General features: G+C 60.8%; 9 protein-coding genes and 1 tRNA gene. 6 read left to right on the top strand and 4 right to left on the bottom strand.

Annotation, left to right across the window (positions count from 1 at the left end; translation table 11 throughout):
• The coding region (locus OXS31_RS18420; protein WP_267401276.1) for an SDR family oxidoreductase at nucleotides 1-910 on the bottom strand (910 nt) is incomplete at its 3' end.
• 288 nt (nucleotides 911-1,198) lie between these two features.
• Between OXS31_RS18420 and OXS31_RS18415 the strand changes: the two genes are divergently transcribed.
• The 6 genes from OXS31_RS18415 (at nucleotide 1,199) to cyoE (ending at nucleotide 6,452) form a co-directional block, all read left to right on the top strand.
• Nucleotides 1,199-1,274 (top strand) — tRNA-Thr (locus tag OXS31_RS18415).
• Nucleotides 1,275-1,680: 406 nt separating this feature from the next.
• Entirely contained in the window at nucleotides 1,681-2,604 is a 924-nt protein-coding gene (gene cyoA / locus OXS31_RS18410; protein ID WP_007160924.1) for a ubiquinol oxidase subunit II, read from the top strand.
• A gap of 3 nt (nucleotides 2,605-2,607) precedes the next feature.
• The gene (gene cyoB / locus OXS31_RS18405; protein WP_007160923.1) at nucleotides 2,608-4,596 is read left to right on the top strand and encodes a cytochrome o ubiquinol oxidase subunit I; all 1,989 of its coding nucleotides are present in this window, start codon (nucleotides 2,608-2,610) and stop codon (nucleotides 4,594-4,596) included.
• A gap of 4 nt (nucleotides 4,597-4,600) precedes the next feature.
• Entirely contained in the window at nucleotides 4,601-5,215 is a 615-nt protein-coding gene (locus OXS31_RS18400) for a cytochrome o ubiquinol oxidase subunit III (protein WP_027600197.1), read from the top strand.
• Nucleotides 5,215-5,553, top strand: coding sequence for a cytochrome o ubiquinol oxidase subunit IV (gene cyoD, locus OXS31_RS18395; protein ID WP_007160921.1), 339 nt, complete (start codon nucleotides 5,215-5,217; stop codon nucleotides 5,551-5,553). Before OXS31_RS18400 ends, cyoD begins: the two co-directional genes overlap by 1 nt.
• Before the next feature lie 11 nt (nucleotides 5,554-5,564).
• On the top strand, nucleotides 5,565-6,452 hold the full coding sequence (cyoE, locus tag OXS31_RS18390) for a heme o synthase (protein WP_267401274.1): 888 nt from the start codon (nucleotides 5,565-5,567) through the stop codon (nucleotides 6,450-6,452).
• 70 nt (nucleotides 6,453-6,522) lie between these two features.
• Here cyoE and OXS31_RS18385 read toward each other — a convergent pair whose 3' ends face one another.
• The 3 genes from OXS31_RS18385 to OXS31_RS18375 are packed head-to-tail and all read right to left on the bottom strand — an operon-like array spanning nucleotide 6,523 to nucleotide 11,818.
• Complete coding sequence (locus OXS31_RS18385; RefSeq protein ID WP_260982921.1) at nucleotides 6,523-10,434, bottom strand: PilC/PilY family type IV pilus protein; 3,912 nt, start codon at nucleotides 10,432-10,434, stop codon at nucleotides 6,523-6,525.
• On the bottom strand, nucleotides 10,431-11,036 hold the full coding sequence (locus OXS31_RS18380; protein WP_042137095.1) for a PilX N-terminal domain-containing pilus assembly protein: 606 nt from the start codon (nucleotides 11,034-11,036) through the stop codon (nucleotides 10,431-10,433). Before OXS31_RS18380 ends, OXS31_RS18385 begins: the two co-directional genes overlap by 4 nt.
• Complete coding sequence (locus tag OXS31_RS18375) at nucleotides 11,033-11,818, bottom strand: prepilin-type N-terminal cleavage/methylation domain-containing protein (protein ID WP_267401270.1); 786 nt, start codon at nucleotides 11,816-11,818, stop codon at nucleotides 11,033-11,035. Before OXS31_RS18375 ends, OXS31_RS18380 begins: the two co-directional genes overlap by 4 nt.

Genomic DNA, 11,818 nt, shown 5'->3' with positions numbered 1-11,818 from the left:
CCAACTCGGCTGGCTGCCCTGCACGTCCTAGCGGCGTATCCTGCCCAAACTCCTTCATCTGCCCTTCTAATTGCCCACCTGCCACCTGCAGCGGCGTCCACACCGGACCCGGTGCCACGGCGTTGACGCGGATGCCCTTCTTGGCCAGTTGCTTGGCCATGCCCTTGGTGAGATTGAGGATGGCGGCCTTGGTCGCGGCGTAGTCGATGAGTTCTTCGCCGGGATCGTAGGAGTTCACCGAGACGGTATTGATGATGCCGGCACCCGGCGGCAGGTGCGGGATGGCGGCCTTGCTGAAGCGGAAGACGTGATAGACGTTGGTCTTGAAGGTGCGGTCGAATTGCTCGTCGGTGATCTCTAGTATGTCGGCCTTGCTCTGCTGATAGGCGGCATTGTTCACCAGCAGGTCCAGGCCGCCGAGTTGCTGGATGGCCTTGCTCACGACGTCTTCACAAGCCTCCTGGGTACGGATGTCGGCCGGCAGGGTGATGGCCTTGCGGCCGGCTTCCTGGATCAGCTTGACCACCTCCTGAGCGTCGGATTCTTCGGAAGGGTGGTAGTTGATGGCCACATCCGCCCCTTCCCGGGCGAAGGCGATGGCCACGGCGCGACCGATGCCGCTGTCGCCGCCGGTGATGAGAGCCTTGCGCCCGGCCAGGCGACCCGAGCCGTGATAGCTGGTTTCGCCATGGTCAGGACGCGGCTCCATCTTGCTGGTGAGCGCCGGCCATTCCTGGCGCTGCTCCTTGAAAGGCTCGCGCGTGTACTTGGTGCGCGGGTCCTGCAGGGGCTTGGCGGGACGAGTCGCACTGCTGCCTTCCTGGGCGACGGCAACGCCTGAAGTAGCGGCGGCAAGCCCCACGGCGGAGCCGACGAGCACGTTACGACGGGTAAGGGAATAATCGGTCATCGAGGCTCTCCGCATAGGCAGCTATCTATTGGCAGGATCATGGGGTCGAAGCTGCGGCAAGGCTGGATCCGCGAAGGTTTAGGTATGACGACTCCCGTAAAGGTTTCCCGAATGCATGCCGCGCTGACCGCTGACCTTCGCGCAACAATCACGTCAAGCCGAGAAGCATTGACGAATCGCGAAATCAGAGGCGGACAGCAGTGCGACACATCGCCACAGGGCTTGGCACAGGCACGACGACCAGGCTTGCGCAGCAGATGAGCGAAGACTTATCATTGAAAGCTTCGTGCCGGTGTAGCTCAGTTGGTAGAGCGGCGCATTCGTAATGCGAAGGTCGTAGGTTCGACTCCTATCTCCGGCACCATCCCTCCGCTTCATCCCTCCTCGCTCTTTTCAAAGCCTTCAAGGCCTTAGCCGCCTTGGGCCGCGCCTTTCTGCGCCCCTTTCCGATCTGCACCTTGCGTGCGAGCCGACGGCAAACGCCGGAGCAAACTGGCGACTCCCTGTCCCTCGGCTACTCTTACCCAGCGCATGACAGTGCCTTACACCGCCTGATTTCGGCTTGCTTGACGGGCGGCAACACCTGAACGGCGGCTGACCAAAGGGTCGAATATCCAGCCCCTCTGTGGCACCATACCGCGCTGCGAAATCCCGCAATTTCTGCAATCCATCAGCCTGCCGCACGGATGCCTGTCCGTTGCGGAGCATGAGGCTGGCGACAGGCACGTTGAGAGAATAACCACGATGAGCCGCTCTACTGAGGTCGTGAGATGAAACTAACGAAGTATCTAAAACCAACCGGTTGGCTTCTGGCCGGTGCCGCCGCGCTGCTGCTCAGCGGGTGCGACGCCGTGCTGCTGGACCCGAAAGGCTCCATCGGCGTGCAAGAACGCAACCTCATCTACACAGCGTTCGGCCTCATGCTGATCGTGGTGATCCCGGTCATCGTGATGACCTTCCTGTTCGCCTGGAAGTACCGCGCTACCAACAAGGAAGCCAAGTACACCCCGAACTGGGCTCACTCCTACAAGATCGAAGCCGTGGTCTGGCTGGTCCCCCTGGCCATCGTGGTGTTCCTGAGCATCCTGAACTGGAAGACTTCCCACGAGCTGGATCCCTTCAAGCCGCTCGACCATTCCGAGCAGCCGCTGGTGATCGAAGCGGTCTCGATGGACTGGAAATGGCTGTTCATCTATCCCGAGCAAGGCATCGCCTCGGTGAACGAGATCGCCATCCCGGTGAATCGTCCGGTGCAGTTCAAGATCACCTCCGAGTCGGTCATGAACACCCTGTCGATCCCAGCCCTGGGCGGCATGATCTATGCCATGTCCGGCATGCAGAGCCAGCTGCACCTGATCGCCGATCATCCCGGCGAATTCGAAGGTCGCTCTGCCAACTACAGCGGCGCCGGCTTCTCCGACATGATCTTTGCCGTGCACGCGGTACCCACCGCCGGTGATTTCGACGCCTGGGTAAACAAGGTCAAGCAGTCGGGTGGCAAGACCCTGGACCAGGCGAGCTACACCGAGCTGGCCAAGCCCAGCGAGAAGCAGCCGGTCGCCTACTACTCGACGGTCGAGCCGGATCTGTTCAGAACGGTCATCAAGAAGTTCATGAAGTCCGACTTCAGCAAGCAGACCGATCACGTGATGGACATGAGCCAGCACGGCGGTCAACACGGTACCGAGGAATAAGTCATGTTCGGTAAATTAACTCTCGCGGATATTCCGTATCACGAGCCGATCATTCTCGTAACGTTCATCGTGGTTGCCTTGGGCGGCCTGGGACTGGTGGGAGCGATCAGCTACTTCGGCAAGTGGGGCTACCTCTGGAAAGAGTGGCTGACCACCGTCGACCACAAGAAGATCGGCGTGATGTACTTCATCGTCGCCCTGATCATGCTGCTCCGTGGCTTCTCCGACGCCATCCTGATGCGTAGCCAGCAGGCCATCGCCTCCGGCGGGGCCGAGGGCTACCTGCCACCCCATCACTACGACCAGATCTTCACCGCCCACGGCGTGATCATGATCTTCTTCGTGGCGATGCCGTTCGTGGCCGGCCTGATGAACGTTGTGACCCCGCTGCAGATCGGTGCCCGCGACGTGGCCTTCCCCTTCCTGAACTCGCTGAGCTTCTGGCTGTTCGTGGCCGGTGCCGTGCTGATCATGATGTCGCTGTTCGTGGGCGAATTCGCCGCGACCGGCTGGGTGGCCTATCCGCCGCTGTCAGGCATCCAGTACAGTCCGGGCGTAGGGATGGACTACTACATCTGGGCCCTTCAGCTCTCCGGTATCGGGACGACCCTGACCGGTGTCAACTTCTTCGTGACCGTGCTGAAGATGCGTACCAAGGGCATGACCCTGATGCGCATGCCGATCTTCACCTGGACCTCCTGGTGTACTGCCATCCTGATCATGGCAGCCTTCCCGATCCTGACCGTGACCCTGGCGCTGCTGACCCTGGACCGTTACCTGGGCTTCCACTTCTTTACCGCGGAAGCCGGCGGCAACCAGATGATGTACACCAACCTGATCTGGGCCTGGGGCCACCCCGAGGTATACATCCTGATCCTGCCGGCCTTCGGCGTGTTCTCGGAAGTGACCTCCACCTTCAGCAAGAAGCGTCTGTTCGGCTACGTCTCGATGGTCTGGGCAACGGTAGCCATTACCGTGCTGTCCTTCATCGTCTGGCTGCACCACTTCTTCACCATGGGCTCGGGCGCTAACGTCAACGCCTTCTTCGGCATCGCGACCATGATCATTGCGATCCCGACAGGGGTGAAGATCTTCACCTGGCTGTTCACCATGTATCAGGGCCGCATCCAGTTCACCTCGCCGATGCTCTGGACCCTGGGCTTCATCGTGACCTTCAGCATCGGCGGCATGACCGGCGTCCTGCTGGCGGTACCGGGTGCCGACTTCGTGCTGCACAACAGCCTGTTCCTGATCGCCCACTTCCACAACGTGATCATCGGCGGCGCCGTGTTCGGCTACTTCGCCGGCATGATCTACTGGTTCCCGAAGGTCTTCGGCTTCAAGCTGAACGAGAAGCTGAACAAGCAGGCCTTCTGGTGCTGGCTGATCGGCTTCTATGTCGCCTTCATGCCGCTGTACATGCTGGGCTTCATGGGCATGACCCGTCGTCTGAACCACTACGACAACCCCGACTGGCATCCCTTCCTGGTGACCGCCGCCATCGGCGCCGGCATCATTGCCCTGGGCATCCTGAGCCAGCTGTGGATGTTCTACGTCAGTATCCGCGACCGCAACCTGCCGGAGAACGTGGACGTGACGGGCGATCCGTGGGATGGCCGTACCCTGGAATGGTCGACCTCTTCGCCGCCGCCCTTCTACAACTTCGCTGAAGTGCCGGAAGTGCACGACATCGACGCCTACTGGGGCATGAAAGAGAAAGGCATCACCGAGAAGAAGGATGCGGACTACAAGCAGATCCACATGCCGCGCAACACTGGCGCCGGTATCGTGATCAGCCTCTTCGCCCTGATCCTTGGCTTCGCCCTGATCTGGCACATCTGGTGGCTGGCCATCGCCAGCTTCGTGGGCTGCATCGTCACTGCGGTTGTCCGCAGCTACGACGACGACGTCGACTATTACGTACCAGCGGAAGAAGTGGCACGCATCGAAACCGCGCGCATTCAGTCCCTGGCGAAATTGAAGCAGGCCTAACCCAATGGCGAATCAAGTTATGCATAACGAAGTCGCCCATGCCGAGGAGCATGGGCACCACGACGCCGGATCGATGAAGACCTTCGGCTTCTGGTCCTACCTGATGACCGACTGCATTCTGTTCGGGACGCTGTTCGCGACCTATGCAGTCCTGAGCGGGGCCCATGCCGATGGCCCCTCCCAGAAGGACATCTTCGAACTGTCGTTCGTCCTGGTCGAAACCTTCCTGCTGCTGTTCTCCAGTATCACCTACGGCTTCGCCATGATCGCCCAGCATCATGGCAGCAAGGGTGGCGTCCTGGGTTGGCTGGCGGTTACCTGGCTGTTCGGTGCCGGCTTCATCGGCATGGAACTCTATGAGTTCAACCATCTGATCCATGAGGGCTATGGTCCGGATCGCAGTGCCTTCCTGTCCGCGTTCTTCGCCCTGGTCGGTACCCACGGTCTGCACGTGAGCTCGGGTCTGATCTGGATGATCGTGTTGATGCTGCAGATCTCTTCCAAGGGTCTGACCACCACCAACGTGACCCGCCTGTCGTGCCTGAGCCTGTTCTGGCACTTCCTGGACATCATCTGGATCTTTGTCTTCACCATCGTCTATCTGATGGGGGTGCTGTAATGGCGCACGACCATAACGCCCACGGGCATACCGCCGAGAGCCATGGCACTTTCAAGAGCTACATGGTCGGCTTCATCCTGTCGGTCATCCTGACGGTCATTCCCTTCGGCCTGGTGATGTTCCCCACCTTCTCCAAGGGCGCGACCTTGGCGATCGTGGTGATCATGGCGGTGGTACAGCTGCTGGTGCACCTGTACTTCTTCCTGCACCTGAACACCTCCGAAGAGCAGCGTTGGAACGTGATCTCCTTTGGTTTCACCGTGGTCATCGTCGGCATCCTGGTCGTGGGATCCCTGTGGATCATGTACCACATGCACCAGAACATGATGATCCACTGAACCGGGCCGACGTGATGATCAAGAAGTACCTTCTCGTGACGAAGCCGGGCATCATCTTCGGCAACCTGATCTCGGTTGCCGGCGGGTTCTTCCTGGCTTCCAAAGGGAGCATCGACCCGCTGTTGCTGCTGGCGACGGCTATCGGGGTGTCGTTGGTCATTGCTTCCGGCTGTGTGTTCAATAACGTGATCGATATGGACATCGATCAGAAGATGGAAAGAACCCGCAATCGTGCGCTGGTCCAGGGCACGATCTCCTCGAAGGTGGCGCTGGCCTATGCCGCCCTCCTCGGCCTGGCCGGGGTGGGTCTGCTGTACGTGGCGACCAATGTGGTCGCCACCGCCTTCGCGGTGATGGGTTTCGTGGTGTACGTAGGGCTCTACAGCCTCTGGCTCAAGCGCACCTCGGTATACGGCACCCTGGTCGGCAGCCTGTCCGGTGCCGCACCTCCGGTGATCGGCTACTGCGCTGCCAGCGGCCAGTTCGACAGTGGCGCTGCGGTGCTGCTGCTGATCTTCTGCCTCTGGCAGATGCCGCACTCCTACGCCATCGCCATCTTCCGTCTCAAGGACTACACCGCGGCCTCGATTCCGGTCCTGCCGGTGGCCAAGGGGATCTCGGTGACCAAGCGTCACATCGTCTGGTACACCGTGGCCTTCATGGCCGCCACCCTGCTGCTGACCGTGCTCGGCTACGCCGGCTACGTCTATCTGGCAGTGGCCGCCGTGATCGGGGCCTGGTGGCTGCGTCTGGCCTTCATGGGCTATCAGGCCGAGAACGACGTGCAGTGGGCACGCAAGCTGTTCGGGTTCTCCATCATCGCCATCACCGCCCTGAGCGTCATGATGTCGGTGGACTTCCAGATCCCGGGCGACGTGCTGCTGACCTACGCACGCTGAGACGCACCGTTCCATGAAAAAGCCCGGCCCAGTGCCGGGCTTTTTCATGGCTGCGTGAAAACTACTTCAGCTAGTCCTGGTTGGTGATGACGCGCCAGGTTTGGCGGCGACTGGCGGGCAGGTCACCCCGCAAGCCATTCGGCGACTTGCTGTCGCTGCCATAGATCGCCGCATCCGCCAGGGTCCCTTCCATGCTGAAAGTGCCGTCACCGTAGACGAAGGGCACGATCCCACCGAGCAGACCATCGAGCTGGATACGCCCATAGACCGTATCCGTCCCCAGGTTGAACAGGCCGCTGTTGTTGCCGCCAGTGTAGGGATCCAGAGCATAGAGGTAGGTGGTGACCCCAGCGGTACAGGCGTCGGTGCTGGGAATCAGCGAACTCATCAGCAGGGTGCCGCTGAACAGTTGGGGCTTGTTGATTACCAGTTCGCCATTCAAGGGCAGGTTCAGATACCAGCCCTGTTTGCCATTGGTCGCCGTAGTGGCGTCATAGCTGACCGACGTCGTGGAGAGGGTGTTCGCCGTACTGCTGACGCTGGAGCCGGCAGAACTGGTGTAGCTGATGCGCTGGTCGGTACCCAGGGTCTGCTGCTGGAGGTTGGCGATCGTCAGTACCGGAGTACTGCTGGCCGCCGCTCCATCTGTCTGGCGATCCCAGATGCCATAGAGCGTCATGGCCTTGCTGGTATTGGCGAGGCCGTCGCTGGCCTCGAGGTATTTACCGGTACCAAAGAGCACCAGATGCCCCGTTCCACTGGGATGAGCCACGACTGAAGGACTGGCGGTGATCGGCTGGACCAGATTGGTGGTACCGGGCGCCAGGCTACTGGCCTGGGCGGTATAGAGGGGCCGCCCCCCGAAGGCAACACGGAAGTTGTCTGCTGCGGCCGTTGCGGTCAGGGAGGTGCCGATCAGGTCGAAGCGCCAGAGATTGCCGTGGAGGTCACCGGCATAGGCATAGTCGGCGATCAGGTCGCCATCGACATCGGCCACGAAGGGCGAACTCAGGCCATTGGGTGTGGCGATGTTATCGCTGGCCGGCAAGGCCTTGATCAGGCTGCCGTCGGCCACGTTCATCACATAGAGCACGGCGTTGTCCTGCGCACTGTTGTAACCGTTGCTGACCACCACTGCCCAACCACCGGTATGCAGCCGGGTGATGATCGGCTGCGCGTAGGTGAAGCCCAGGTCCTTGTAGCTGGCATCCGCGTCCGACTTTTCCCAGAGCAGCGCTGGGGCATTGGGATTGGTGATATCCAGCGCGAAGATGCCCCGCCCTCCCCCGCGCAGCGTGCCAATCAGTACCGTGCGCCAGGCCCCGTTGAAATAGACGTCGCCTACCACTGGCGTGTTGTCGACATAGGACTGATGGCCCCCACCGTTATAGCTGCGCTCGGTCAGTCGGTTGAGATTGCCGATGACCGCACTGGGAACGAAAGCAAAGACCTCCTGCCCCTGATCGTTGAAGGCATGCAGCATGCCGTCGTTGGCACCGACATAGATACGTCGCTCACGAGCCGCATTGGTGGTGCGGAACGTGGCGTAGGAATTGTCTCCGACGGTCGCATTCATCAGGGCGATGGGACTGTTGGGACCGTCCACCACCACTGGAGAAGAGTTCACGATATCACCGAGGATATGGCTACGCGGTCGAAACGATGGCGTGGCCCCGGGCGACTCCAGACTGCGATCGCCGCGCAGATAATCCACCCGGCGACTGCCATAGGTGTCGGTGGCACCACCGGAGGCCTTGTTGAGCCTGAGTTGTTGATCGGTATTCAGATTCGCCCAGGCGAAATCGGTCAAGGCGCCGCCCTTGGCCATGTAGATCTTGCGGGTGCCGAAGGCGGTATTACCCGGAGCGAACCTGCCATCGAGTTGTTGAGCGGCACTCCAGATCCGCGTCTGGGTGGTACCCGTGCGTTGGTACTTGATGACATCACCGCTCCAGTCGGCACTGGAAAAGGATGGGGAATAGGTAAAGAGCGCGTTGGTGTCCCCTACCCGAGTGGGCGATACGGTCTGGCTCGCGCCGACACTGGTGGACTGGGTGATCCGCGTGATGACCTTGCCAAGAGAGGTGATCAGGTCGCTGGCATTTTCCGCACTGAAGAACTCCCCCCGCGAATTGATTGCCGCGTGCCAGAGGTCATAGACATTGTTCTGATTGACCGAGTTGTCTGCACCCGCCACTGGCCAGGACGTAGTACCTGCGGCCAAGCCAGCGTAGCCGCCGGCAAAGGTATCGCCATCCCAATCCGGATTGATCAGCGCACTGCTCAAGCCGATACCCACGTAGAACCCCGTGAGGTGCTGCCAGGTGGCTGGGTCGTTACGCGGATTCCAGTAGGGCGAAAGCGTAGTGGTCCCCCGTACCTCATTGCTGGTCACGGTATTGTAGGGCGGTACCTTGTTGTCGAGACCGGGCTGGGCATCGGTGCGCCAGTAGAGAAAGGCCAGGTCTGCGAGAGTGCTGGCCGTAGTGTCCTGGAACGGTGCCTGTGGTGAGTACTGCTGCCCGTCCGGAAGGGTTGCGGCTGTACCATCGACGTTGCCGGAATTCAGCGCAGAGTTCCAGATACCATCGGTCACCACCAGACTGTAGCTGGCGCGACAGCCGTAGACAGGCGACTCGCTATTACCCGGATCGTACGCATATGGACTGTTGCTACCGCTGGTCTTGAGCAGTTCGCCAACGCGAGCAACCGCCTGGAGCAGCGGCGTGCTCTGGTTGTAATAGACTTCTCCGAGCCAGGTGAAGAAAGCGGCTCGGTGCGCACCGGTAAAGGGTCTCAGCCGATTATCGTAGGCAGTTGAACCGGAGTTGCTGATACCGCGACAGTTGGCATTGGCCGCTACCAGGATGCAACTGTCGCTGGTTCCCAGTGCCTGCCAGCCAAGCCGGAGATTTTCCGACGCATCCGCCAAGGCCAGGTTGGTCGAAGTTTGAGCCGCTAGGGCGCGACTGCGATAGAAGGAATACCAGTTGGCGAAGTTCTGCCTTTCGTCCGTCCCGTTGGGACCGGAAGAGCTGCCGACCAGTACCCGCCGGTAACAGCCCTCGGTCTGCAAGGCGACGGGAAGACAGGTGCTGAGCGTCGTATCGTAGAGATAGTAGTAGGCCTGTACGCCAGTGATGGCAGCAGAAATGTTGGTATTGGCGGTGACCGTGTAGTTGACCGAGGAAACCACCCCAAGCAGTCCATAGTCCACGTTTCGGGTACAGGTAACATTGCTGTAGGTGACCGCCGCCGTATTGGCAATGCTCGCGGTACAGCCACCGTTGAGCGCAGCTCCCGTCAGCAGGCGCTCAAGCAGGGAGGCGTCACTGATACTGACTTGGGCACCGTTGATGTTCTCGGTGAAGCCGGCACCCAACAAGATATTGAGCAGCGTGAGGCTGCCATAGGTCGCGCTTGTTCCACGGTAAGTACCACTACTGAAAAAATCCTGAGACGGGTTCTCCGCCAGCATGCTCGGGCTATTGTTCTGCAGCCCCGGGTTTCCGTAGGCATTACCCCGCGCCACATTGGGATCTGTAGTCACCAAATTAGGGTTATAGCTCCAGCTCACGCGGTAGTCGGTGGCGAGATTGACACTACCCAAGCTCGGTCGATAGCCGTTTACGTAGGCGCTGGTAAAGCTGGTCGCCAGTCGCGTACGGGTCAGTCCGCCCGTAGTGCTGTAGCTCACCGCATAGGGCGCCGGATAAGTAATCGCCGGATTGTAGTAGAGGCTATTGAAAGCCGCCGATTTAGCGCGACGGGTTGGTCGGATGGCATCGGTATTCGACGCATCCGGCACAACCGCCATCTGCATGCTGGTGGAGTTATCCAGCGTGACGAACAGATTGGGACCGACACTATTGGTCAGGAACAATGGCTGCTGACTGAGATTCAAGGCCGCGGCCTGCGTCGCAGGTGCGGCCAAGGTTAATAGGAGGGCCAGAGTTCCAATGCCTAATGCAGCCCGACTCATGGCACCTCCAGGGCGACGACGCTCTGCAGAATCACCGGAAAGCGCTTGCCGCGATCCTGGGCCACGGCGGTGATCCGGAACAGGTTGGTGGCGGGCGCCGAGACATCGACCGAACTGCTACCGATGGCTGTCACGACCCAGCGGGGTGTCTGGGCGAAGGAAGCGCTGCCATCGGAGCCGCGGTAGGCAACCGTCCGCGTCGTAGGATCGGTCCCGCTCGCCTGGAGCGCTGCCGCTGCCCAGGTCTGGGTCAGGGCACCGGTATTGAGATCGCTGGCCTTGGTCAGGATGCACAGGTCACCGGTTGGTGGCTTGGCGAAGGCACTGCGTACCGCTGGGACACTTTCCGAACAGCTGGCAAAGCCGGCACTGAAGGCGGTAAAGGACGGTTGCTGACTGAGGGCCACCAATCGCCGCTCACCTTCGCGTAGCGCCGCCTCTGCGGCATTGAAGGCCTGGGTGTTTTCCAAGGCGGCGCCGCCGCTGCGGGCCTGCAGCAAGGTCTGACGCATGCTGGAGGCGGCCAGTAGCGACAGCAGCAGCAACATCACCAGGGCGATCAGCAAGGTCGCGCCGCGCTGCCTGCCAATGACTGGACTCATAGCGCCAGATTCCTCAGGGTAACGGTGCTCTGCAGTATCTGCATGGGTCGACTGGCGTCCGCGATCTGCAGGCCGGTCAGGGTCTGCCAATTGGCAGCCGTATTACTGGCCACATCGCTGGTTAATGCCTCCGTGGTGCTGAGCAACGCCGCGTAGCGCACGGCCGGTGCATCCGCCTTGGGCGGAATGGACCAGCGAAAATCCTGCAGCCCCTGCACCAGCACCGCACTGCCCTTGCGCGTCAGCGCGCCCCCACGCTCGCTCCAGACGGTGCAGCTCAGGGTGCCCCCGCCCGGGGTATTGCCCGCGGTGTAGCGCAGCTTGAGCAGCACGTTGCCGCCGGCATTGAGGTTCACCCGCGGGATGGGGTTGCCCAGACAGTCCTGGTCCTTGCTGTCCAATGCGCCCTGATAGCGAATGCAGACGCCGGTGGGCGCATTGGCGCTGTCCGTGGTCGCCGCGAAGGTGGCGCCACCGGCAAAAGCTGGACAGCTGATGTCATCGGTATCCTTTACCTCACCGACCGCCGGAAAGGCTGCTTGGAGGCTACCCTGATAACGGATTTCCGCGCGGAAGCCGGTCCGTGCCAGTTGCCGGTCGAGCACCTGCAAGGTCAGCTGAGCGTTGTTGCGATTGCCGGTCTGGCCTTGCTGGAAGAGAAAACTGCGCTTGTTGTTGATATAGATCTGCGAGACGCCCAACACCAGAAAGGTACCCACGGTCAGGGCGATCATCATCTCGATGAGTGAAAAACCCTTCTGGCTACGCGACATGATGAGCAT

The sequence above is a fragment of the Pseudomonas sp. GM_Psu_1 genome (assembly GCF_026544185.1).
In the GTDB taxonomy this organism is placed as follows: Bacteria; Pseudomonadota; Gammaproteobacteria; order Pseudomonadales; family Pseudomonadaceae; genus Chryseomonas; species Chryseomonas oryzihabitans.
This window is presented reverse-complemented; position numbering and strand designations above follow the sequence as displayed.